We start from the raw sequence: 24,918 nt of genomic DNA, 5'->3' as shown, positions 1-24,918 counted from the left end.
TCCGACTGCTCAGAAGCCAATGGCAAAGTCGCCCGACTGGAATGGCATTAAAAGGACTTAGAGGATACTGATACCAGGGATCTGGAGCAGTTCCTGAAGGAAGAAAAACTGAAACCGCTAACAAGGGATTGGCTCTTTTTTCGGTTGTGATCCAGCATCCCCAATAAGGTGCCCACGCTGACTTGACTCAGACTGGATGGGTTATGGTTTTGACGGTTGTTGCGCGCGTTGGTACAATCAGATGTAACATCAACAAGCGGAGTGTGCGCGAGGAGGAACGGACGCATCCATGCACGTTCACTGTTTGACGAATTCGATCAGTTCGCCCGTCAGCGAAGCCTATGTCCGGGGAACTGATCCGGAGCTCGCCGCCCTGTTCGGCGGTCATGCCGGCGATCCGGAGGTCTGGCGCCGGAGGGCGGAGCGGCTCGAGAGGCACCGTCATGACCGCGCCGACGCGACGCGGGTCGCGGAGGCGCTTGCGGCATACAACAAGCGCATCGGCGCTTCGGGCAGGGTTCTGGCGAACATCGACCGGCTGGCGGCCGGGGCGCTGGCCGTCGTCGGCGGCCAGCAGGCCGGGCTGTTCACGGGGCCCGTCCTGGTCATCCACAAGGCGCTGTCCGTCATTCATGCGGCGCGATGGGCGGAAGAGAAGACGGGACGCCCGGTGGTGCCCGTGTTCTGGATCGCCGGCGAGGACCACGACTGGCAGGAGGCGAATCACGCGTACATCGTTTCGCACGAGACGGGACTTGTGCGGATCGCGGTCGAACGGGAAGAACACCCGCGCACATCGGTCAGTCGGACGAAGCTCGGCCGTGGGCGGATCGAGGGCGCGATCCGGGAGTTGGCCGCGTCGCTGCCCGATTCCGAGCACAAGCCTGCGCTGCTCGACCGGATCGAAGCGGCGGCCGCACGCGCGGAGTCGCTTTCCGAATGGTTCGGCGCGCTGATGGCGGACCTGTTCGCCGAAGACGGTCTCATTCTGATGGATGCGGACGATCCTGCGGTCCGGGCTGTCGAGGCGCCGATGTTCCGGCGGATGGTCGCCGAGAACGACGTGCTCGCATCGGCGTTCGCCTCGGCGGAGGAGAAGCTCAAGCGGCTCGGCTACGCCGTGCAGGCGGAGCTGCAACCGGGCGGCGCGAACCTGTTCCTGTTCCGCGACGAGCGGTTCGGCGGCATCGGGCCGGGTGCCCCGGCGGGCGAACGGGTCATGCTCTATCGGGACGGCGGGAACTTCATCGACAAGCGGCGCACCTTCACGCTGGGCCGCGGCGAGCTGGAGCGTCTCGCGCTGGAAGCGCCGGATTTGTTCAGCAACAATGTGCTGACGAGGCCGCTCATGCAGGATTACGTGCTGCCGGTGTTGGCGACGGTGCTCGGGCAGGGCGAAATCGCGTATTGGGCGCAGGTCGGCGATGCGTTCCGGGCGTTCGGCATGGAGATGCCGGTCATCGTCCCGCGGATGTCGTTCACGGTGACGGACGGCGCGATCCGCAAGCGGATGGAGATGTTCGGGCTCACCATGGAGGATGTGAGCGAGCGGCTGGAGGAGCGGAAGCGGGCCTGGCTCGCGGCGCATGACAGCCTGCCGGTGGAGCGGCTGTTCGCGGAGGCGGCGCGGCGTTTCGACGCGCTGTATGACCCGCTGCTCGCGGAACTCGCCGCCGCTGACAGCGGACTCGGCCCGCTCGGTCAGAAGAACAAGGAGAAAATCCGCGAACAGATCCGCTGGCTCGAGCAGAAGGCGCTGGAATCGCGCAACCGGCGGTACGAAGCCGATATCAGGCGGTTTGACCGGATCGGCGATTGGCTGGCGCCGGGCGGCCGGCAGCAGGAGCGGGTACTCAACATGGCGGCGATGTGGAACGCCTGGGGCGGCGGCTGGCTGGAAGCGCTGCGGGCGGTGCCGTTCCATCCTCTCGGCGGCCACTATCGCATTGATCTGTGAAACTTGAAAACGGACCCGGCATGAACCGGCGCCGTGAAGGAGGTTGCCCCGTTGGGCGTTGTGGAGAAAAGCGTCATTACCGATATCCGGCTTGCGCCGGAAGGACATCTGAAGATCGACTGGGCGGCGGCGCATATGCCGGTGCTGAACCGCATCCGGGAGCGGTTCGAGCGGGAGAAGCCGTTCGCCGGACTCAAGGTCGCGATCTCGCTCCACCTGGAGGCGAAGACGGCCTGTCTCGCGAAGGTGATCGCCGCCGGCGGTGCAGAAGTGGCGATTACGGGCAGCAACCCGCTGTCGACGCAGGATGATGTATGCGCCGCGCTGGTGGAAGACGGCATTGCGGTTTTCGCGAAATATAACCCGAGTCCGGAAGAGTACAAGGAGCTGCTGGTCAAGACGCTTGAGACGAAGCCGGACCTCATCATCGACGACGGCGGCGATCTCGTTGCCATCCTGCATGCCGAGCGGCAGGATCTGCTCGCGAACGTGCGCGGCGGCGCGGAAGAGACGACGACGGGCATCCTGCGCCTGAAGGCGATGGAGCGGGACGGCGCCCTCAAGTTTCCGATGGTGGCCGTCAACGACGCCTACTGCAAATACCTGTTCGACAACCGCTACGGCACGGGCCAGTCCGTGTTCGACGGCATCAACCGGACGACGAACCTCGTCGTGGCGGGCAAGACGGTTGTCGTTTCCGGGTACGGCTGGTGCGGCAAAGGCGTCGCGATGCGGGCGAAAGGGCTCGGCGCAAACGTCGTCGTCACCGAGGTCGACGCCATCCGCGCGGTTGAGGCTTACATGGACGGCTTCGCGGTCATGCCAATGCTGGAGGCGGCGAAGATCGGCGATATTTTCATCACCGTTACGGGGAACCGCGACGTGATCCGCGGCGAGCACTACGCCGTGATGAAAGACGGCGCTCTGCTTGCCAACGCCGGTCATTTTGATGTCGAGGTGAACAAGCCGGATCTTGAGGCGATGTCCGTGAGCAAGCGCACGGTGCGCAAGAATATCGAGGAATTCCGGCTCAAGGACGGCCGCCGGCTGTACCTGCTGGCGGAAGGACGGCTCGTCAACCTGGCGGCGGGCGACGGCCACCCGGCCGAGATCATGGACATGACGTTCGCCCTGCAGGCGATGGCGCTGAAGTATGTGAACGAGGCACACGAGTCGATCGGCCGCCGCGTCGTGAACGTGCCGTACGAGATCGACGAGCAGGTGGCGAGGCTGAAACTCGAATCGCTGGGCGCGGCGATCGACCGGCTCAGCGACGACCAGAAGCGGTATCTGGAAAGCTGGCAGGAGCATTGAAAATCCTGCACAGCGCGATCGGTCGGGACATGGTTCCCGGCCGTTTTTTGCTTGGTCGGAACGCGGTCCCATGGGAAGCTGGTGGGAGGAGTACAGCCGGACAAGCCTCCGCGTGGGGAACCGGTGGGTGGGAAATGCCGGACAAGCCCCCGCGTGGAAAGCCGGTGGGAGATTAGCTGCCTGGCAGGCTTCCGCACGGGGGGCGCCGGCGGCGTCTGCCTGTTTGGCGGTGGTCTGCCGTGCGGGGACGTCGTGCTGACTGTTCAAATTAACCTCCTCCCGCACAGTTCCATATCACACTCCCGCCCGAACCCCGCTCGCGTCCCCCGCACCCCGGTCCACACCTTCCGCAGACTCCGCCAGCAAAGCATCATACGCCGCGTCTCCGCCCCGGAGCAACCGCAGCTTCACCGGAAGACGGCACGGCTGCCCCGGCTTCCTTAACCTCATAAAATATTAATTTCGAAAATGGCTAACGGCAGCAGGAATCTGCTGTCAGGTGGCGAATAGAACATGCTAAGTGGTGGAAAGTGGGGCATAGTGGGAGACTTGGGGGAAGGAGTGGAGCGGCCGAATGTTCATGGGTGAATACCAACATTCCATAGACGACAAGGGCCGTCTCACGATTCCATCCAAGTTCCGCGAACATCTCGGCGTGAAATTCATCGTCACCCGCGGTCTCGACAACTGCCTGTTCGTCTATCCGTCCGCCGAGTGGAGCGTGCTCGAGCAGAAGCTCAAGTCGCTGCCGCTCATGAAGTCGGACGCCCGCGCGTTCGCCCGGTTCTTTTTCTCCGGGGCGGTCGAATGCGAACTGGACAGACAGGGCAGGGTAAATCTGCCGAATCATTTGATCGACTACGCCAAGCTCGAGAAGGAATGCGTTGTGATCGGCGTATCCAACCGCGTGGAAATCTGGAGCAAGGCGGCCTGGGAAGGCTACTACCGGCAGTCTGAAGAGACGTTCAACGAAATCGCCGAGAAACTGGTCGACTTCGACTTCAATCTGTAGCCAGCCGGATTCGGACGAACATGCCCCGGGAGGAAAGACCTTTGTTTCATCATGTGACGGTGCTGCTTGAAGAAGCCGTGGACGGCCTCAACGTGAAGCCGGACGGCATATACGTCGACTGCACGCTCGGCGGAGCCGGCCACAGCGAGTTGATCGCTTCGCGGCTCGGCGAAGCCGGCCGCCTGATCGCCTTCGACCAGGATGAGTCGGCGATCGAACATGCACGCGAGCGGCTCGCGCCATACATGGACCGCGTCACGCTGATCCGGAGCAATTTCCGCCGCCTCAAGGAAAGGCTTCTGGAAACCGGTGTCCCTACACATGAAGGCGTGCCGCAGGTGGACGGCATCCTGTTCGATCTCGGTGTCTCCAGCCCGCAGCTGGATGAAGCCGAGCGGGGATTCGGCTACCGGCACGACGCGCCGCTCGACATGCGGATGGATCGCGCGTCCGGCCTGACGGCGGCGGACATCGTCAACGGATGGGACGAGCGGGAAATCGCGGACATTCTCGACCGCTACGGCGAGGAACGGTTCGCCCGGAGAATCGCGAAGGCGATCGTCGAAGCCCGCAAGCGGCGCCCGATCGCCACGACCGGCGAACTGGCCGAGCTCGTGAAGGAAGCGATCCCCGCGGCGGCGCGGCGGACGGGCGGCCATCCGGCGCGGCGATCATTCCAGGCGCTCCGGATCGCGGTGAACGACGAGCTGGGCGCGGAGGAAGACGCGCTTCATCAGGCGGTCGCCTGTCTGAAACCCGGCGGACGGGTCGCGGTCATCACGTTCCATTCGCTGGAAGATCGAATCTGCAAGCAGATTTTCGCGAAATATGTCCAATCCTGCACCTGCCCGCCGGATTTTCCGATGTGCGTCTGCGGCGCGAGCAGCACCCTGCGGCTGGTCAACCGGAAACCGATCGAACCCGGAGCGGAAGAAATCGCGGCGAATCCGCGGGCGCGTTCGGCGAAGCTGCGGATCGCGGAGAAGCTGCCGCCCGGACCGTGAAATACGTGAATTGCGATCTGAACAAGCAAGGGGGATTGACAATGGCCTACATGCACGGCAACCTGGCCATGAAGCCGAACAAGCGGCCGGAACATAACGCTTCCGCCCAGGAAAGGCGGAAGACGGTCATCCGGCGCAAGCCGCTGCCCGTTCAGGAGAAGCTGCTGTATCTGTTCACCGTTGTCGTCTGCGTCATTACGGCCAGCGTCATCATTTTTCGATATGCGGAAATTTATCGCATGAATCTTGAAATCCGCGAACTGACGCAGCGTTACGAGCAATTGAATGTGCAGATCAAAGAACTGGAGCGGAAAGTGGAGACGCTCAGCGACCCGAACGAGATTACGGAGAAAGCGCTCGAGCTCGGCATGGTCTATCCGGAGTTCGATGACGTCATTTCGTTGCAAGTCAGCGGCGAATCGGCGCGCACGGCGATGAAAGATTAAGGTGATCACGTGATCAGGCGCATCAAGCTGAGATCCCTGGCGATCGGGGGGGTTATGACCCTCCTGTTTGTCGTTCTCGTCATCCGCATCTATGTCGTCCAGGTCGTACATGCCGAGTTCTGGCTTGCAAAAGCGAAGGAGACGTGGTCGGCATCCGAGAAGATCCCGGCGGTGCGCGGCAAGATTACCGACCGGGACGGCAATGTGCTCGCCATGGATGTCGCCGGCTATACCGTGGCGGTCAGCCCGGAGGTGCTGAACAAGCTCGGCATTGTCGACGAAGTCGTGGACAAGCTGCATGAGCTGCTCGGCAAGCCGAGGGACGAACTGTACGAAATTGCGACGAAGCGCAACGCGGAAGGCAAGTTCTACCGCCAGCGCGAAGTGCGCAATGAAGGCTGGAAGATCGACAAGGAACTGGCCGACCAGATCTCGGCTTACCGCGAAGAGCTGAGGAACAGGATCGGGGAGAAAGAAGTCGGCATCTACCTGCTCGAAGAGCAGAAACGCTTCTATCCGAAAAATTCGCTGGCCGCGCATGTGATCGGCTATGTGAACAAGGCCGGCGAAGCGATGAACGGCATCGAGCTGTCGCTGGACGAGCTGCTGCGCGGCAAGGACGGCCGCATCAAGTACGAGCGCGACGGCAACCGCGTGCAGATTCAGAACGGGCATGTTGAAATCGATCCGGTCGTGCACGGCAAGAACGTGCAGCTGACGATTGATGCGGACATCCAGTATTACCTGGAGAAAGCGATCAAGGATACCTACGACAAGTATCAACCGAAGAGCATCACAGCGATCGCGGCGGATCCGAAAACGATGAAAATTCTCGGCATGGCGTCGCTGCCGTCCTACAATCCGAACGAGTATTGGGAGACGAAACCGGGCGCCGATTTCGACTACGCGATCAAGGGATTGTACGAACCGGGCTCGACGTTCAAGATCGTGACGCTGGCTGCGGCGGTCGAGGAAGGCGTATTCGATCCGAACGAAACCTACATGTCCGGCAGCATCCGGGTCGCCGACCAGACGATCCGCGACCACAAGCGCGAGGGCTGGGGCGAAATCACGATGCTGGAGGGGCTCAAAAAGTCCAGCAACGTCGCGTTCGTCAAACTCGGCTACGAGAAAATGGAAACCTCCACGCTGAAACGGTACATCGACGCGTTCGGCTTCGGCCAGCCGACGGGCATTCCGCTCAAGGGAGAACTGTCCGGCATGGTTGCGCCGCGCTACGCAACGGAATGGGCGACGCTCACCTTCGGCCAGGGACGGGTGCAGGTGACGCCGCTCCAGCAGGTGGCGGCGGTTGCGGCCATCGCGAACGGCGGCGTGCTGATGCAGCCGCAGCTCGTGGAGAAGATCGAGGATCCGTCGGACGGCAAGGTGCAGCGTGTCGAACCGAAGGCGGTGCGCCGGGTCATCTCCGAAGAGACGGCGCGGAAAGTCGGCGAATATCTCGAACAGGTCGTCGCCGACGGAACGGGGCAGAACGCGTTCATCGAAGGCTACCGCGTCGCGGGCAAGACCGGCACGGCGCAGAAAGTCGTGAACGGGCAATACGAAGAAGGCAAGTACATCGTCTCCTTCATCGGGTATGCGCCGGTCGAAGACCCGAAGATCGTCGTCTACGTCGTCGTCGACGAACCGAACGACCCGTATGCGGGCGGCGGCTCGGTGGCGGCCCCGGTGTTCAAGGAAATTACGCTGCAAAGCCTGCGCCATCTGGGCATCGGTCCGTCGAACGCGGTGAAGGCGCTGAACACGGGCACGCGCAATGAGAAGGTGATTGCGGTCCCCGACGTGACAGAGCTCGCCGTATCGCAAGCCCGCGAGGAGCTGCGGGCACGCTCGCTCAATCTCGAAGTGGTGGGCGAGGGGACGACGGTGCTCCAGCAAATTCCGCAGCCGGGCACGAACATGTCGCTGTCGCAGCGGATCTATCTCATCACGGAGGAGCGGAGCAAGCTGCAGGTGCCCGACCTGACCGGGCTGCCGCTCCGCGACGCGCTCGAGATCTGTTCGCTGCTCGAGCTGAGCTGCCGCATCGAAGGCGAAGGTTTCGTTACCGCGCAGTCGCTGTCGGAAGAAGCCGGCGGACGGGTGCTGAGCCTGAAGCTCGAGCCGCCGGGAACGCCGGCCGTGCTTCCCGACGGCGCCGCCTCGGACGGAGACGAAGCGGAGGAAGACGGATCAACCGGAGAGGAAGGCGCATCGTCCGAAGCGGACGGCGAGCGGCAAGGCGAAACGGAGGATTAAGGCGACGGCGGAGGGGGATGAGGCCTGTTCTACTCGCGGACTCGTCCGAATAGGCTGTGAGAGAAGCGGTCCCACGCTTCGAATTCCGCCCGTTCGGAGGAGATCGGCATGCGCAACCGGATATCGGGCCTCACGGTCAGGCGGCGGCTGTTCCAGATTCTGCTCGGCGGAATCGCCCTGTTCCTGGCGCTCATCATCCGGCTCGGATACGTACAGCTCTGGGAAGGCGGGGAACTGGCCGCCCGCGCGGAAGAATCTTGGCGGCGGAACATTCCCGTCACGGCAAAGCGCGGCGAGATATTGGACCGAAACGGCGTCCGGCTCGCCTACAACATCAGTTCGCCGACGGTCATGGCCATTCCGGCGCAGATCGAAAATCCCGGTGAGACGGCCGAACGGCTGGCGCTCGCCCTGGACATGAAGAAGGAAGACGTCTACCGGCTCGTGACGAAGCGCGAGCTGATCGTCCGCATCCAGCCGGGAGGACGGAAAATTTCGGCGGAGAAGGCGGCGGAAATCCGCGACATGAACCTGCCGGGCATCGTTGTCGCCGAGGACAACAAGCGGTATTATCCATACGGCAGTCTTGCGGCGCATGTGCTCGGCTTCACCGGCATCGACAACCAGGGTTTGACCGGCGTCGAACTGTCGTATGACAAAATGCTGAGCGGCATTTCCGGCAGCGTATCCTTCCTGTCGGATGCGGGAGGCCGCAGAATGCCGGGGTCTTCTGATACGTACAACGAGCCGAAGGACGGACTCCATCTGCAGCTTACCATCGACTACATGATCCAGACGATCATCGAGCGCGAACTGGACGACGCGATGGTCCGGCTCCAGCCGAACGCCGCGCTTGCGATCGCGATGAATCCGAACACGGGCGAAATTCTCGGCATGGCGAGCCGGCCGACGTACGAGCCGGACCGATACCGGGAAGTGCCGTCCGAAGTGTATAACCGGAACCTGCCGATCTGGATGACCTACGAGCCCGGCTCCACGTTCAAGATCATCACGCTGGCCGCGGCGCTCGAGGAAGGGAAGGTCGATCTGCTGGGCGAGCGGTTCCACGACCCGGGCGCGATCGAGGTCGGCGGCGCGCGGCTCCGCTGCTGGAAAAAAGGCGGCCACGGCAGCCAGACGTTCCTCGAAGTGGTGGAAAATTCGTGCAACCCCGGCTTTGTGACGCTCGGACAGCGGCTGGGCAAAGACGTGCTGTTCCAATACATCCGCAACTTCGGCTTCGGCACGAAAACCGGCATCGATCTGAGGGGCGAAGAGAACGGCATCCTGTTCAAGCCGGAACGCGTCGGTCCGGTCGAGCTGGCGACGACGTCGTTCGGACAGGGGGTGTCGGTGACGCCGATCCAGCAGGTCGCGGCGATCTCGGCGGCGATCAACGGCGGCACGCTGTACCGGCCGCATGTCGCGAAGGCGCTCATCCGCCCCGATACCGGCGAAGTCGTGCAACAATTCGAGCCGGAGGCGGTGCGGCGGGTCATCTCGCCGGGGACGTCGGACAAGATCAGGGAAGCGCTCGAAAGCGTCGTGGCGCGGGGAACGGGCCGCAACGCCTTCATCGACGGCTACCGCGTCGGCGGCAAGACGGGCACGGCGCAGAAAGTGGTGAACGGCCGGTATTCGCCGACCGAGCACATCGTCTCGTTCATCGGCTTCGCGCCGGCGGACGATCCGCAGATCGTCGTCTATGTCGCCGTCGACAACCCGCGCGGCATCCAGTTCGGCGGCCTCGTCTCCGCGCCGATCGTGCGGAACATTCTCGCCGATGCGCTGCCGGAGCTGGGTGTGAAGCCGCGCAAAGAGCAATTGGAAAAGAAATTGAACTACGGCGACACGCCGATCGTCACCGTACCGAATCTGGTCGGCAAGACGGTGTCCGATCTGTATGAAGATCTGAACATGAACTTCAACCTGGCCGCCTCCGGTTCCGGCTCTGTGGTTATCCGGCAGGCGCCGGCGGCGGGCGAACGGGTGGAGCGGGGATCGACGATCCGCATCTACCTGGGCAAGGACGATGCCTAGATTCGGCCAGGCCCGTCTATAATGGAAAATATCAGGCTTGCTTGCAAGGAGGTACGGCGCATGCTGCTCAGCGAACTTGCGGGGCTGCTCGTCACGGCAAAACTGGAAGGCGGCGATCTTCGCCCCGGAGGGCTGTGCACCGATTCCCGCAAGGTGAAGCCGGGCGATCTGTTCTTCTGCCTGCCCGGCCATACGGTGGACGGCCACGACTATGCGGCGGCAGCCGTGGAGCGCGGCGCCGCGGCGCTCGTCGTCGAGCGCCGGCTGCCTCTGGACGTGCCGCAGATTGTGGTGAAGGACAGCCGGCTGGCGATGGCGGTCATGTCCGACCGGTTCTACGGTTCCCCGAGCGCGCGGGTGAAGCTGATCGGCGTCACCGGCACGAACGGCAAGACGACGACGACACATCTCATCGAGAGCATTCTGCAGGAAGCGGGAAGAACATGCGGTGTCATCGGCACGATCGAAGCGCGCTTCGGCGGCCGCTCCCTTCCGATGTCCGGCACGACGCCTGACGCGCTCGAGCTGCAGCGGCTGCTCGCCGGAATGGCGGCCGAGGGCACGGCCTACTGCGCGATGGAAGTGTCGTCACACGCGCTTGAGCAGGGCCGGGTCAAAGGCGCAAAATTCCGCACGGCGGTTTTCACCAATTTGACCCAGGATCATCTTGATTACCACGGTACGATGGAGCGATACGCCGCGGCGAAGGAGCTGCTGTTCGCCCGGCTCGGCAATGTCTATCCGGCGCAGCCGGACGAGCGGGCATACGCCGTGCTGAACGCCGACGATCCGGCGTCCGCCGCCTTCGCGCGGGCGACGGCGGCGGAGACGATCACCTACGGCATCGACCGTCCGGCCGACGTCCGCGCGGAAGACATCCGCATTACGGCCAGGGGTACGTCGTTCAAGGCGGTCACGTTCCGCGGCGAGGCGGACATCACGCTGCGTCTCGTCGGCAAGTTCAACGTGTACAACGCGCTGGCGGCGATTGCCGCGGCGCTCGTCGAGGACGTGTCGCTCGAGGACGTGAAAGAAGGGCTGGAGCGGGTGCAGGGCGTGCCGGGCAGGGTCGAGGCGGTCGACGCCGGGCAGCCGTTCGCGGTCATCGTCGATTACGCCCATACGCCGGACGGGCTCGAGAACGTGCTCAAGGCGGTGAAGGAGATCGCGGAGCGCCGGCTCATTCTCGTCTTCGGCTGCGGCGGCGACCGCGACCGCGGCAAGCGGCCGATCATGGGCCGCATCGGCGCCCGCTACGCCGACCATGTCATCCTGACGTCCGACAACCCGCGCACCGAGAATCCCGAGACGATCCTGGACGACATCGAGGCGGGGCTGCGGGAGGACGGCGTACCCGCGGAGCGCTACGAGCGGATCGCGGACCGGCGCGCGGCGATTGAAAAAGCGGTTGAAATGGCAAGCCCCGGAGATGTAGTATTGATTGCGGGCAAAGGTCATGAAACTTATCAGATTATCGGGGATCGCAAGATCGATTTCGACGACCGGCTCGTCGCCGGCGAAGCGATAAGGAGAAGACGGCCGTGATCAGACGAACGACGGTGCAGCTGGCCGCCATGTGCGGCGCGGAGATGAACGAAGCCGCGGCGCGGCGCGCGGACGCCGTGATCTGCGGCGTGGCGACGGATTCCCGGCGCCCCGCGGAGGGGCGGCTGTTCATTCCGCTCAGCGGCGAACGGTTCGACGCGCATGACTATGTGGGGGACGCGTTCGCCGGCGGCGCGGCAGCCTCGCTCTGGCAGGCCGGCCGCCCTGTGCCGGAAGCGCTGGCCGGCCGTCCGCTGCTGCTGGTGGACGACACGCTGGCCGCGCTGCAGCGGCTGGCCGCCGCCTACCGCGGCCAGCTGCCCGCAACGGTCATCGGCATCACAGGCAGCAACGGCAAGACGTCGACGAAGGACATGACGGCGTCCGTCCTTGCCCGGCGGCTGCGCGTCCACAAGACGGAAGGCAATCTGAACAATCATATCGGACTGCCGCTTTCAATTCTCGCGATGGACGAGAATACGGAGGCGGCCGTGCTCGAGATGGGGATGAGCGGCTTCGGCGAGATCGAGCGGCTCACCCGCATCGCCCGGCCCGATGTCGCCGTCATCACGAATATCGGCGACGCCCACCTGCTGCAGCTCGGCTCACGGGAGGGCATCGCGAAGGCGAAGCTCGAGATTGCCGCCGGACTGAAAGAAGGCGGCGTCCTGCTCATTAACGGAGACGAGCCGCTCCTCCGGGAAGGCGCGAAGCGGGCGGAGGGATACGGCAAGTGGCGCCTCGAGACGTTCGCGCTCGGCCGGGAGGACGGCTGGTCGGCGAAGCTGCTCGCTGCCACGGCGAAGGAATCGGCATTCACGATCCGGCCGCCCGAAGGTCCCGAGTGGCCTGGCGAGTTCCGGGTGCCGGTCCCGGGGCGCCACAACGTGGCGAACGCGCTGGCTGCCGCCGCCGTCGGCGCGCTGCTCGGCCTGGATCCGGAAAGCATCCGGCAGGGCCTCGGCGCGGTCAAGCTGTCGGCCATGCGGCTCGAGACGACGCATGCCGCGAACGGCGCGGTCGTGCTGAACGACACCTACAACGCCAGTCCGGCTTCCGTGAAGGCGATGATCGCGTTCGTCGGCGAGCTGACGGGCTACCGGCGCAAATGGCTCGTCCTCGGCGACATGCTGGAACTCGGACCGGACGAGAACCGGCTGCACTATGAGACCGGCGCGGCCGCAAACCCCGATCGGATCCACGCGGTGCTGGCCGTGGGCGAACGGTCGAAGCACACGGTCCGCGGCGCGGCGGAGCGGCTCGGGCCGGAGCGGGCGATCCATTTCGCGGACAAGGACGCCCTCGTCCGTCGGCTGCTCGCCGAACTTGCGCCGGACGATCTCGTTCTGGTCAAGGGATCGCGCGGCATGCGGATGGAAGAAGTCGTGCACGCGCTCGTCCGGGGTTAGGAGGAGACCTTTTTTGGATATACCTGTACTGTTGCTCCCGCTCGGCGTATCCTTCCTGCTCGCCGTGCTCCTGGGGCCGCTGGCCATCCCGCTGCTCAAGCGGCTCAAGTTCGGCCAGCAGGTGCGGTCCGACGGGCCGCAGACCCATCTGAAGAAGTCGGGCACGCCGACGATGGGCGGCATCATCATTTTGTTTGCCGCCGCCGTTTCTTTTCTTCGATACGCCGAATATACGGCGGAATTCTGGGTGCTGCTGATTGCAATGCTCGGGTTCGGCCTTGTCGGTTTTCTGGACGACTATATCAAGATCGCCCTGAAGCGTTCGCTCGGCCTGACCGCGCGGCAGAAGCTGCTGGGCCAGCTGCTGTTCGGGATCATCATCTGCATCATCCTGTACCGCGCCGGGCACGACACGTCGATCGCGCTGCCGGGGACGGATCTGAGCCTGGATCTGCACCTCTTCTATTATCCGTTCATCATTCTGATGTTCATGGCGGTCGGCAACGCCGTCAACTTCACGGACGGCGTCGACGGCCTGTTGTCCGGGACAAGCGCGATCGCGTTCGCCGCGTTCGCGATCGTGGCGCTCCGGGCCGCCGAGCCGGAAGCGGCCGTCTTCTCCGCCGCGATGATCGGCGCGGTGCTCGGGTTTCTCGTCTACAACGCCCATCCCGCGAAAGTGTTCATGGGCGATTCCGGCTCCCTCGGCATCGGCGGAGGACTCGCGGCCGTCGCGATCCTGACGAAAACCGAGCTGCTGTTCATTGTCATCGGCGGCATTTTCGTCATTGAAATGCTGTCCGTCGTGCTGCAGGTGGCTTCGTTCAAACTGCGCGGCAAACGGATTTTCCGCATGAGTCCGATTCATCACCATTTTGAAGTGGGCGGCTGGTCGGAATGGAAGGTCGTCACCATGTTCTGGGCGGCCGGATTTCTGTTCGCCGCCGCCGGCCTGATGCTGAACGGCGCGGTGTAGCCGTCCGGCGTCACGGTTCGACATCCAAAGGAGTGGCAGCATGCAACATCCCTCGACTTACCGGAACCGCCGGGTCGTCGTGCTCGGTCTGGCGCGGAGCGGCGTCAGCGTCGCCAAAGTGTTCCACGCGCTGGGCGCGGAGACGATCGCGAGCGATGTCAAACCGCCTGAACAGTGTCCCGAAGCGGCCGAACTGACCGCTTTGGGCATTTCCGTTCTCTGCGGCGGTCATCCGGAGGGGCTCGTGACGCCGGACACCGCCCTGGTGGTGAAAAATCCGGGCATTCCCTACTCGTCCCCGCCCGTGCGCGAAGCGCTTGAGCTGGGCATTGAAATCGTCACGGAAGTGGAAGTCGCCTGGTGGCTGACCGACGCGCCGATCATCGGCATTACGGGATCGAACGGCAAAACGACGACAACGACGCTGATCGGGAAGCTCCTCGAAGCGGCGGGGCGAAAGACGATCGTCGCGGGCAACATCGGCCGGCCGCTCACCGACGCGGCGCGGGAAGCGGGGGCCGACAGCTGGCTCGTCGCCGAACTGAGCAGCTTCCAGCTGAAAGGAACGTCCGCCTTCCGGCCGCGCATCAGCGTGCTGACCAACGTGGCGGAGACGCATCTTGACTACCATGGCGGCATGGACGATTATACGGCCTCGAAGGCGAAGCTGTTCGCCAACCAGACGGAGGAGGACATTGCGGTCGTCAATTGGGACGACCCGGAATGCCGGCGTCTGGCCGAAGGCATCCGGGCGCGGATCGTGCCGTTTGCCATCCGGCAGCGGCTCGAGGAAGGCGTCTTCGTCGATCCGCCTTATCCCCCGTCGCCGGAAGACGACGGTGCATCCCGGACGATCGTCCGGCGGACCGGCGGCGTCAGCACCGCCATCATCGCCGTGGACGAGCTGGGCATTCCGGGGCGCCACAACGCCGCCAATGCGGCCGCGGCGGCGGCGGCGGCGCTGGCCGCCGGCGTGCCCGCTGAAGCGCTCGCGGCACCGCTGCGCGCCTTCCGCGGCGTCGAGCACCGGCTCGAATTCGTGCGGGAGAAGGCGGGCATCCGCTTCTACAACAGCTCGAAGGATACGAATCCGACCGCCACGACGATGGCGATCCGCTCGGTGAAGGGGCCGGTTGTGCTGCTGGCCGGCGGACTGGACCGCGGATCGGACTACGCGGAACTGGTGCCGGTGCTGCGCGAGAAAGTGAAGGCGCTCGTCGCCATCGGCGAGACGCGGCGGAAGCTCGCGGAGGCGGCGGAAGCGGCTGGCATCCGGCATATCCGCGTCGTCGAGCCCGAAGCTAGCCCGGAAGCGACGCTCGAGCGGGCGGTGCGGGAGGCGGACGCGCTCGCCGAACCGGGGGACACCGTCCTGCTGTCGCCCGCCTGCGCCAGCTGGGACATGTTCAAGTCGTATGAAGAGCGGGGGCGTATTTTTAAGAAAGCGGCGCATATCTTGTAACGAAGGGGGCTGTCCCCCAATCTGATTGCAAGAGGTGTCGCATCATGCCGAAAGCCCGAACCGCCCCGGACATGTGGATGATCGGAGCCGTCCTGCTCATAATGGCCGCCGGCCTGGTCATGGTGTACAGTTCCAGCGCCGTGCTCGCGCTGCGCGAATACGGAGATGCTTTTTATTATTTGAAGCGGCAGCTGCTCTTCGCCGCGCTCGGAATCGGCATGATGATCTTCATGGCGGGTACCGACTACCGGGTATGGAAGAAATACGCCCTGGCGGTCCTCGTCGTCTGTTTCGCGCTGCTCGTCATCGTGCTCATTCCCGGCGTCGGCGTCGTGCGCGGCGGCGCGCGGAGCTGGCTCGGCATCGGCTCGTTCGGCATTCAGCCGTCCGAATTCATGAAGCTGGCCATGATCATCTTCATGGCGAAGTATCTCTCGGACCGGCAGAAGGAGATCGCCGTCTTTACGCGCGGACTGTTGCCGCCGCTTGCGATCATGGGCTGCGCGTTCGGCCTGATCATGCTGCAGCCGGATCTCGGCAGCGGCGCGGTCATGGTCGGCGCGACGATGTTGATCATCTATGCGGCAGGCGCCCGGCTGCTTCATCTCGGCGCATTGGCCGGGATCGGCGCGGCCGGCCTCGTCGGCCTCATCATCGCCGAACCGTACCGGATGAAGCGGATCACCGGTTTTCTCGACCCGTGGCAGGATCCGCTCGGCTCCGGCTATCAGATCATCCAGTCGCTGTACGCAATCGGCCCCGGCGGCCTGATCGGGCTCGGGCTCGGCGAGAGCCGCCAGAAATACAGCTACCTGCCGGAGCCGCAGACCGACTTCATTTTCTCCATCTGGGCGGAAGAACTGGGCTTCATCGGCGGGACGGCCCTCATCCTGCTGTTTCTCGTCCTGATCTGGCGCGGCCTGCGCACCGCGATCACCGCGCCGGATACGTTCGGCAGCCTGCTTGCCGTCGGCATCACCGGCATTATCGCCGTGCAGGTGTTCATCAACATCGGCGTCGTCATCGGCCTGCTGCCGGTCACGGGCATTACGCTGCCCCTCGTCAGCTACGGCGGCTCGTCGCTGACGCTGCTGCTGACGGCGCTCGGCATCCTGTTGAACATATCCCGATATTCGAGGTGAACGCGCAATGCGAGTTGTACTGACCGGCGGCGGCACGGGAGGCCATATTTACCCGGCCGCATCGATCGGCCGCCAGCTGAAGCGGGAAGATCCGGATACGGAACTGCTCTACATCGGTTCTTCCACCGGGCTGGAAAGCCGGATCGTGCCGAAGCTCGGCATTCCGTTCGAGACGATCGAGATCAGCGGGTTCAAAAGGAAACTGTCGCTCGACAACGTGCGCACGGTCATCCGCTTTCTGCGCGCCGTCCGCCGGTCGAGGGCGCTGCTCCGCGGCTTTCGTCCCGATGTCGTCGTCGGCACCGGCGGCTACGTGTGCGGACCGGTCGTCTACGCGGCCGCCCGGCTCGGCATTCCGACGCTCATCCACGAGCAGAACGTCGACCCGGGTATGGCGAACGCATTCCTGAGCCGCTATGCGGATACGATTGCGGTCAGCTTCCCGGAATCGAAAGCGCGGTTCCGCCGGGGGCGGCGGATCGTCCATACCGGCAACCCTTGCGCGACGAACGTGCTGCACGCGGACAAGGCGAAGGGGTACGCCTCGCTCGGCATCCCCGAAGGAAGCCGCATCGTCCTGGTCGTCGGCGGCAGCCGCGGGGCCAGGGCGCTCAATGAAGTCATTCCCGACATCGCCGGCGCCGTCGGCCGGCTGGACGGCGTCTGGCTGGTCGCCGTCACCGGGGACGTCCATTACGAACAGACGAAGGAGCGGCTGAACCGGCTGCCGGCGGAACTGTCCCGCCGGCTCCGCGTCGTGCCGTATCTCGACAATATGCCGGAAGTGCTCGCGGCGTCATCGCTCATCATCAGCCGCGCCGGCGCTTCCATGATCGCCGAAATCACCGCGCTCGGCGTGCCGTCGATTCTGGTGCCGTCGCCCAACGTGACGCACAACCACCAGGAAGCGAACGCGCGGAGCCTGGCGGATGCCGGGGCGGCGGTCATGATTCTCGAACGCGAACTTGCCGGTCAGAAACTGGCCGGAACGATCGCCCGCATCATGGGGGACGAGGCGGTCCGGCGCGCGATGTCGGAAGCCGCGAAGTCGCTTGCGATGCCGGATTCCGCGGAGCGGATCACGGCAGAACTCCGTACGCTTGCCGCCCCGAAACGCGGCTGTTGACGGCGCGTCTGGGCGATTGTCACACTCGACATGTGCCGGGCATAGACTGTCACATGATCGTGACCGCCGACTCCGCGGCAGCCGCGGCGCAAGGCCGCCGGGCGCCGGCTGCCCTACATGTCCATTCCGGCTGAGAGGAAGGAGGATCGTCCATGCAGCAGTTGATTGACGAATTGAAGCGCGCCGACATCGGCGAACTGCTGCCGAACGAACCGCTGGCCAAGTACACCACCTGGAAAATCGGCGGCCCCGCCGATCTGCTGATCATACCGAGAGGCAAGCGGGAGCTGGCTGCCGCCGTCGCGCTGCTTCACCGGCACGGCGTGCCGTGGACGAACCTCGGCCGCGGCTCCAACATGCTGGTTCTGGACAAGGGCATTCGCGGCGTTGTCATCAAGCCCGGACCCGGTCTCGATTACGCGCGGTTCGACGGGCATACGGTCATCGCAGGCGCGGCCTTCTCGTTCATCAAACTGTCCGTGCTCGCCGGCAAGCACGGACTGACCGGCCTGGAATTTGCGGGGGGAATTCCGGGATCGGTCGGCGGCGCCGTCTATATGAACGCCGGCGCCCACGGATCGGACGTGTCACGCATCTTCAAGTCGGCCGAGATTGTCACGGAAAACGGTGAAATTGTGCGTTTCGACCGCGAGGCGATGCAATTCGGCTACCGGCACTCCATTCTGCACGACATGCCGGGCATTGTCGCCGAGGCGACGTTCGAGCTTGCGCCCGGCGACCGGAAGGAAATCGCGGCGGCAATGGCGTCCTACAAGGACCGCAGGCAGCGGACGCAGCCGCTGCAGGCGCCGACCGCCGGTTCGGTCTTCCGCAACCCGCCCGGCGACTACGCGGCCCGGCTGATCGAAGCGGCCGGGCTCAAGGGCTGGCGGTCGGGGGGCGCGGCCATATCGGATGTGCATGCCAATTTCATCGTGAATACGGGGCAGGCGAAGGCCGAAGACGTCCTCACCCTCATGGAGCATATCCAGCGGACCGTCAAGGCGCGTTTCGGCGTCGAGCTGGTCCCCGAGGTATTGGTGGTGGGTGAGCGGTAAATCGGAGGTGTAGCTTTGGACACATTGGTGATTGAAGGCGGCAGGCCGCTCTCCGGTACTATCGCCATCCAGGGCGCGAAGAACGCCGCGCTGCCGATACTGGCGGCCGGCATGCTGGTGGAAGGCACGGTCATTGTCGATCAGGTGCCGAACCTGCTCGACATCGACGTGATGCTGGACATCCTTCGCTCGCTCGGATGCCGCGCGGAGCAGATCGGCCAGTCCGTTGTGCTCGACACGACCTCCGCGAATTCCGCGCACATTCCGGAATCGCTCATGGGACAGATGCGTTCGTCCATCTTTCTGATGGGGCCGCTGCTGGCAAGATTCGGGGAAGTGGAAGTGTACCAGCCCGGCGGCTGCGCGATCGGTGAACGGAAGATCGATCTTCATCTGCTCGGCCTGCGAATGCTCGGCGCCGAGATCCGCGAGGACGGCAACCGGATCGTCTGCCGCGCGAGCAGGCTGACCGGCACCGACATCCATCTCGATTTTCCGAGCGTGGGCGCGACCGAGAACCTGATGATGGCGGCCGTTCTGGCGGACGGTGTGACGACGATCACGAACGCGGCGCGCGAGCCGGAGATCGAGGATCTGCAAAACTTCCTGAACAGCATGGGGGCGCGCGTCACGGGCGCCGGCACGGGCACGATCAGAATAGAGGGCGTGAAGCGGCTTGTGCCTTGCCGCTACCGGATCATCCCGGACCGGATCGTCACCGGGACGCTGATGGTCGCCGCTGCGGCAACGCGCGGACAGGTGACACTGACGGGTGCGAATCCTTCCCACCTGACTTCGCTCATCCATGTGCTGCGCCGGGCCGGTGTTCAAGTGACCGTGGACGATGATATAATTAAGGTCGGGGGCGTTATCCGCCCGAAGGCGGTGGAACGGATCGTGACGAGTCCGTATCCGGCCTTCCCGACCGATCTGCAGGCGCAGATCATGGTGCTGCTCGCGCTGGCCGACGGCGTCAGCGTCGTGAAAGAGATGATCTTTGAAGGCCGTTTCAAACATGTCGACGAACTGGTGCGCATGGGCGCCGATATCCGCGTCGACCTGAACTCGGCGATCATCCGCGGCGTGCCGCGGCTATACGGGACAACGGTCGAAGCGACCGACCTGAGGGCCGGCGCGGCGCTCGTCATCGCCGGTCTGGCCGCGCAGGGCAAGACGGTCATCGAACAAGTCTATCATATCGATCGAGGTTACGAGCGGATCGAAGCGATGTTCGCGAGTCTCGGCGCACGGATCATGCGGTACGCCGCGGTGCCGAACAACCGCGTGATTCCCGGATGAAGGACCGCCGCCCGGCTTTCCCCGCTGGGAATGCCGGGTTTCATTTGTGGCGGCGTCGGACAAGCTTGCGATTCCCTCGTCAGGAGAATGGAAATGACGGAACGCATGCCCGTACTGAAGGAGCCGAGCCCCAAGCGAAGGAGCAACAGGCGGCTGCTCGGCGTAATCTACGCGCTGTTCATCGTGCTTCTCCTTGTCCTGTTCTTCCGCTCCAGTCTCAGCAAAATCTCGGAAGTGACCGTATCGGGCGGCCGGTTCGCCAGTGAAAGCGAGATTCTGGCCGCTTCCGGCGTCGAGCCGGGCGACCCGTTCTTCTGGCCGGCCGCGGACGCGATTGCCGGGCGGGTGGAGAAGCTGGAGCCGGTTGCGTCGGCGGTCGTCCGCAAGACGTTCCCGGGAAAGCTGCACATCGAGGTGACGGAATATCCGGCCGTTGCCTACGGACTGACGGCGGACGGCGCAATCACGGCCATCCTGTCGAACGGGAAAGAGCTGTCGATCGGCGCCGACTCCGTCGTGGACAGGCCGGTGCTGCGCAGCTGGAACGGACGGGAGGCGGACAAGCTCAAGCTCGTCGACGCGCTTTCCCGGCTGCCGGACGACCTGCTTGCCGATTTTTCGGAAATCGCGCCGTACCCGTCGGAAGCCTGGCCCGACCGGATCCGCATCTACACGCGCACCCGGTTCGAGATCATCACCGCCGTTTCCCTCCTCGAAGAGAAGGCGGAAACGATCCGCGCCGTCATCGAGACGCAGGAACCGGGCAGCATGACGCTGCTGCTGGCGGACCGCTACGTGCTTTACACGGAAGAAGGCGGAGACGGCGAAGAGGAAGCGCCGGATGCGGAAAACTCCCGGTAAACAGGACTAATAGCCACTACTCAAGCCGCGTGAACAATGGTACAATTTCGTTTATGAGTTCATCCTTGCTGGGTCCTTACCCACCAATTGCCAGTGTAAAAACTTTGTAGAAAAAAGAGGGAAAATATAAGGCGCGTTGAATTACTTGGACAAGGATATGCGCGTGAATATCGCCCGCTGGTAATCAATATGTTGGAACTTCGCACTTTAGATTACATTTTTTATCGGAGAAACGGAGGTGCCAGGGGTTGAGCAGCAGCGACTTGATCGTCAGCCTGGACATCGGAACATCCAAAGTCCGCGTCATTATCGGTGAAGTCCAGAACGGCACGATCAACATCATCGGCGTCGGATCTGCCGACTCGGAAGGCATTCGCAAAGGAGCCATCGTCGATATCGACCAGACCGTGCAGTCGATCCGCAATGCGGTGGATCACGCGGAACGCATGGTCGGGATTGAAATATCCGAAGTCTATGTCGGAATTCAGGGCAACCATATCGCGCTGCAGACGAATCACGGCGTCGTCGCGGTATCGAACGAGGACCGCGAGATCGGGGAAGACGACATTGAACGGGTGCTGCAGGCGGCGAGGGTCGTGGCGCTGCCGCCCGAGCGCGAGATCATCGGCCTGGTGCCGCGCCAGTTTCTGGTCGACGGTTTGGACGGCATCTCCGATCCGCGCGGCATGATCGGCGTACGGCTGGAAGTGGAAGCGACCGTCATCACCGGAGCGAAGACGGCGATACATAACCTGATGCGCTGCGTCGAGAAAGCGGATCTGCAGATCGCAGGCGTCATCCTGATGTCGCTCGCATCCGGCCAGATGGCGCTGACCAAGGACGAGAAGAACATGGGAACCGCCCTCATCGACCTCGGCGCCGGTTCCACGACGATCGCCATTTTCGAGCAGGGCAATCTGGCGGCGACGTCCACGCTGCCCGTCGGCGGCGAATACGTGACGAACGATATCTCTTACGGACTCCGAACGCAGACCGAGCAGGCGGAGAAGATCAAGCTGAAGTTCGGCTGCGCGTTGGTCAGCGACGCGGCGGAAGACCAGAAGTTCAAAGTCGTGCGCATGGGCAGCAACGTCGAGAAGGAATTTTCCCAGGTCGACCTGGCCAACATTATCGAGCCGCGCATGCAGGAGATCTTCCAGCTTGTCCGGCAGGAGATCATCCGGCTTGGCTACGAAGGCAAGGTGAACGGCTGCGTGCTCACGGGCGGAACGGCATCGATGCCGGGCGTGCAGGCGCTGGCGCAGCGGGAGCTTGAGACGAGCGTGCGGATCGCCGTTCCGGACTACATCGGCGTCCGGGATCCGGCGTTCACGAGCGGCGTCGGCATAATCCAGTACGTTTCCCGCTACATGCGGCCGCGCGCCGCAGGCTCCGCAAGGCGGGCAGCGGTGCGCAAGCCGGCCCCGGCTTCGCCCGTGGCGGCCAAACCGGGATTCTTCGAGCGGCTGAAGCGGATGTTCAGCGAATTCATTTGATCGGAGGAACTTCACTCATGCTGGAATTCGATATGGAAATGGAACCGCTGGCGTCGATCAAGGTGATCGGCGTAGGCGGCGGCGGCAGCAACGCGGTCAACCGGATGATTGAGACCGGCGTGCGCGGCGTCGAGTTCATCACGGTCAATACGGATGCGCAGGCGCTTCAGCAGGCGAAGTCCGAGCAGAAGCTGCAGATCGGCGAGAAGCTCACCCGCGGCCTCGGCGCAGGCGCCAATCCGGAGGTCGGCAAGAAGGCTGCCGAAGAATCGCGCGAAATGGTCGCCGAACGGCTCAAGGGCGCGGACATGGTGTTCGTGACGGCCGGCATGGGCGGCGGAACCGGCACCGGCGCGGCGCCGGTCATCGCCGAAATCGCGAAGGAATGCGGCGCGCTGACGGTCGGCGTCGTCACCCGTCCGTTCACGTTCGAAGGCCGCAAACGGTCGATGCAGGCCGAAATGGGCATCGAGGAGCTCAAGTCGAAGGTCGATACGCTGATCGTCATTCCGAACGACCGGCTGCTTGAAATTGTGGACAAGAAGACGCCGATGCTGGAGGCATTCCGCGAAGCCGACAACGTGCTGCGGCAGGCGGTGCAGGGCATTTCCGACCTGATCGCGGTGCCAGGGCTCATCAACCTCGACTTCGCCGACGTGAAGACGATCATGACCGAGCGCGGTTCCGCGCTCATGGGCATCGGCGTGGCGAGCGGCGAGAACCGGGCGGCTGAAGCGGCCCGCAAGGCGATCATGAGCCCGCTGCTCGAGACGAGCATCGACGGCGCGCGCGGCATCATCATGAACATCACCGGCGGCTCCAACCTGTCGCTCTATGAAGTGAACGAAGCGGCCGAGATCGTCATCGCGGCTTCCGATCCGGAAGTGAACATGATCTTCGGCGCCAGCATCGACGAAGACATGAAGGATGACATCAAGGTCACGGTCATCGCGACCGGTTTCGAGACGAAAGGCGGAACGGGACGCCGTCCGGCGTCGGCCGGCACCGGCGGATCGGAAACGCAAGAGAGCCGTCCGTCCGGCGGTTCGAACCTGCGTCCGTTCGGCCAGCTCCCGTCCAGCGACCAACTGGACATCCCGGCCTTCCTGCGCAACCGTCCGCGCAGCGAACGCGAATAATCCGGACTGATCATTATCCTTATGCTGCAACACCAAAGCTGTCCCAAGGCGGCGCCGGCCGCCTGATCGGGGCGGCTTTTTTAGTATGATCGGAATGTCTCCATAAGTCCGTGCGGCTGCCCCCTGCATTCCGCCTCTAACGGTACCGCGTTCCGTTAGAGGACGACGGCCGGCGGTGAACTCGTCTATAGCGAAACCCCGTTCCGTTAGGACGATACACAGCGGTCATGCCTTTCCTCCACTTGCGCTTTGCGCGCCGGAACATCGACAAAAATAGATTCTCCCTGACGGCGGCTTTAGACAGACTTCAGGCATGGTCCCCGCTATACTTAACCGTAAGACCGCCAAGCGATCGCTGGGCGCGCGAAAACGGAAAGCCGCGGAACGAAATCAACGGCGGGTGAAGCTGCTGGTCGTATACGTGGATCTTGTTTTTCTCTCGAATCTGATCATCGACGGCGCGGTGCTGTTGACGACGGCCTGGGTGAGGGGCATAAGGCCGAAGTGGTGGCGGCTTGCGGCGGCGGCCGCGGTCGGCGCCGCATACACCGCGCTGCTGTTCCTTCCCGGCGCCGGCTGGCTGCTGTCGGTGCTGGTGAAAATCGCGCTGTCGCTGCTCATGCTGCTGATCGCGTTCGGCTTCGGCGGGCTGCAGCGGTTCATCCGCATCGCGGTGGCGTTCTACGGCATCAATTTCGCCGCGGCGGGCGGCGTCATCGGGCTCCACTATCTGCTGCAGAGCCGCGGCGGCATGTGGGACAGGTTGTGGTTGACCGATGGGGGCGGCGTCGGCATTGAAGTGCAGTACGGACTGGCCTCGGTTCTTGCCGCCGCGGGAGCGGCGCTGCTCATCTGGCGCGCCGTCTGGAGCAGTCGGAAGCATACGGAGCGGACGCTGGGTAGCCTCGCGGAGGTGACCGTCGAAATCGGCGGCCGGACCGCGCGCTGCACCGGGCTCATCGATACGGGCAACCGGTTGTATGATCCGCTGACCCGGACGCCGGTCATGGTCGCGGAAGCCGCGCTCTGGAGCGGCGAGCTTCCCGAGGCCTGGATCGAAGCGCTGCGCAGCGGCGATGTCGAAGGCCTGCTGGCCCGGCTGGACCTGGGCGGCCATGCCTGGGGCGAACGGCTGAGATTCGTGCCCTATCGGGGCATCGGCGGCAGAACGCAGCTCATGCTGGCCGTAAAACCCGACAGGGTGTGCATCGAGCGGAACGGGCGCCGCAGCGAGACAAGCCGCGTGCTTGTCGGCCTGGAGGGCGGCACCCTGGCGTCCGACGGCGCCTACCAGGCGATCATTCATCCGTCCATGCTCGAGGACGACGGCAGCGGATGAATGCATCAACACGCATACGGAGGGGACTTGC

Annotated in this window: 19 protein-coding genes; all 19 read left to right on the top strand. The window is 64.0% G+C overall.

Annotated elements, in window-relative coordinates; translation table 11 throughout:
• Positions 1–289 precede the first annotated feature (289 nt).
• The 19 genes from bshC (at position 290) to spoIIGA (ending at position 24,887) form a co-directional block, all read left to right on the top strand.
• Positions 290–1,957: a bacillithiol biosynthesis cysteine-adding enzyme BshC gene (gene bshC / locus C6W55_RS11030; RefSeq protein WP_286892661.1), complete on the top strand. Its 1,668-nt coding sequence runs from the start codon at positions 290–292 to the stop codon at positions 1,955–1,957.
• Positions 1,958–2,008: 51 nt separating this feature from the next.
• A complete protein-coding gene (locus C6W55_RS11025) occupies positions 2,009–3,271 on the top strand; it encodes an adenosylhomocysteinase (RefSeq protein ID WP_286892660.1) in 1,263 nt (420 codons plus the stop codon).
• Positions 3,272–3,845: 574 nt separating this feature from the next.
• Positions 3,846–4,283: a division/cell wall cluster transcriptional repressor MraZ gene (gene mraZ / locus C6W55_RS11020; RefSeq protein ID WP_286892659.1), complete on the top strand. Its 438-nt coding sequence runs from the start codon at positions 3,846–3,848 to the stop codon at positions 4,281–4,283.
• A gap of 41 nt (positions 4,284–4,324) precedes the next feature.
• Entirely contained in the window at positions 4,325–5,287 is a 963-nt protein-coding gene (gene rsmH, locus C6W55_RS11015; protein ID WP_286892658.1) for a 16S rRNA (cytosine(1402)-N(4))-methyltransferase RsmH, read from the top strand.
• Between the two features lie 41 nt (positions 5,288–5,328).
• Positions 5,329–5,733 carry a cell division protein FtsL gene (ftsL2, locus tag C6W55_RS11010; RefSeq protein ID WP_015255180.1) on the top strand — a complete coding sequence of 135 codons (405 nt, stop codon included), beginning with the start codon at positions 5,329–5,331 and terminating at the stop codon, positions 5,731–5,733.
• Positions 5,734–5,787: 54 nt separating this feature from the next.
• The gene (locus tag C6W55_RS11005; RefSeq protein WP_157373712.1) at positions 5,788–7,995 is read left to right on the top strand and encodes a PASTA domain-containing penicillin-binding protein; all 2,208 of its coding nucleotides are present in this window, start codon (positions 5,788–5,790) and stop codon (positions 7,993–7,995) included.
• Positions 7,996–8,103: 108 nt separating this feature from the next.
• Positions 8,104–10,035 (top strand): stage V sporulation protein D, encoded by a 1,932-nt coding sequence (locus tag C6W55_RS11000; RefSeq protein WP_015255178.1) that lies wholly within the window; start codon positions 8,104–8,106, stop codon positions 10,033–10,035.
• A 60-nt stretch (positions 10,036–10,095) separates the two neighbouring features.
• Complete coding sequence (locus C6W55_RS10995; RefSeq protein ID WP_286892657.1) at positions 10,096–11,580, top strand: UDP-N-acetylmuramoyl-L-alanyl-D-glutamate--2,6-diaminopimelate ligase; 1,485 nt, start codon at positions 10,096–10,098, stop codon at positions 11,578–11,580.
• Positions 11,577–12,989: a UDP-N-acetylmuramoyl-tripeptide--D-alanyl-D-alanine ligase gene (locus tag C6W55_RS10990; protein WP_015255176.1), complete on the top strand. Its 1,413-nt coding sequence runs from the start codon at positions 11,577–11,579 to the stop codon at positions 12,987–12,989. Before C6W55_RS10995 ends, C6W55_RS10990 begins: the two co-directional genes overlap by 4 nt.
• Positions 12,990–13,002: 13 nt before the next feature.
• Entirely contained in the window at positions 13,003–13,965 is a 963-nt protein-coding gene (gene mraY / locus C6W55_RS10985) for a phospho-N-acetylmuramoyl-pentapeptide-transferase (RefSeq protein WP_015255175.1), read from the top strand.
• A 40-nt stretch (positions 13,966–14,005) separates the two neighbouring features.
• A complete protein-coding gene (gene murD, locus C6W55_RS10980) occupies positions 14,006–15,427 on the top strand; it encodes a UDP-N-acetylmuramoyl-L-alanine--D-glutamate ligase (RefSeq protein ID WP_015255174.1) in 1,422 nt (473 codons plus the stop codon).
• 44 nt (positions 15,428–15,471) lie between these two features.
• Positions 15,472–16,569, top strand: coding sequence for a stage V sporulation protein E (gene spoVE / locus C6W55_RS10975; RefSeq protein WP_015255173.1), 1,098 nt, complete (start codon positions 15,472–15,474; stop codon positions 16,567–16,569).
• A gap of 7 nt (positions 16,570–16,576) precedes the next feature.
• Positions 16,577–17,695, top strand: coding sequence for an undecaprenyldiphospho-muramoylpentapeptide beta-N-acetylglucosaminyltransferase (murG, locus tag C6W55_RS10970; protein WP_015255172.1), 1,119 nt, complete (start codon positions 16,577–16,579; stop codon positions 17,693–17,695).
• Positions 17,696–17,847: 152 nt separating this feature from the next.
• Positions 17,848–18,753, top strand: a complete 906-nt coding sequence (gene murB, locus C6W55_RS10965) for a UDP-N-acetylmuramate dehydrogenase (RefSeq protein ID WP_015255171.1) — start codon at positions 17,848–17,850, stop codon at positions 18,751–18,753.
• A 15-nt stretch (positions 18,754–18,768) separates the two neighbouring features.
• Positions 18,769–20,052 (top strand): UDP-N-acetylglucosamine 1-carboxyvinyltransferase, encoded by a 1,284-nt coding sequence (gene murA / locus C6W55_RS10960; RefSeq protein WP_213484031.1) that lies wholly within the window; start codon positions 18,769–18,771, stop codon positions 20,050–20,052.
• 93 nt (positions 20,053–20,145) lie between these two features.
• The gene (locus C6W55_RS10955; protein WP_015255169.1) at positions 20,146–20,913 is read left to right on the top strand and encodes a cell division protein FtsQ/DivIB; all 768 of its coding nucleotides are present in this window, start codon (positions 20,146–20,148) and stop codon (positions 20,911–20,913) included.
• Positions 20,914–21,161: 248 nt separating this feature from the next.
• Positions 21,162–22,409 (top strand): cell division protein FtsA, encoded by a 1,248-nt coding sequence (gene ftsA / locus C6W55_RS10950; protein WP_015255168.1) that lies wholly within the window; start codon positions 21,162–21,164, stop codon positions 22,407–22,409.
• Between the two features lie 17 nt (positions 22,410–22,426).
• Entirely contained in the window at positions 22,427–23,548 is a 1,122-nt protein-coding gene (gene ftsZ, locus C6W55_RS10945; RefSeq protein WP_015255167.1) for a cell division protein FtsZ, read from the top strand.
• A gap of 400 nt (positions 23,549–23,948) precedes the next feature.
• Positions 23,949–24,887, top strand: a complete 939-nt coding sequence (spoIIGA, locus tag C6W55_RS10940; RefSeq protein ID WP_286892656.1) for a sigma-E processing peptidase SpoIIGA — start codon at positions 23,949–23,951, stop codon at positions 24,885–24,887.
• Positions 24,888–24,918 lie beyond the last annotated feature (31 nt).

This window comes from Thermobacillus sp., assembly GCF_003390775.1.
GTDB classification, from domain to species: domain Bacteria; phylum Bacillota; class Bacilli; order Paenibacillales; family Paenibacillaceae; genus Thermobacillus; species Thermobacillus xylanilyticus.
The sequence above is the reverse complement of the archived record's forward strand: the minus strand, read 5'-3'. Positions and strand labels throughout refer to the sequence as shown.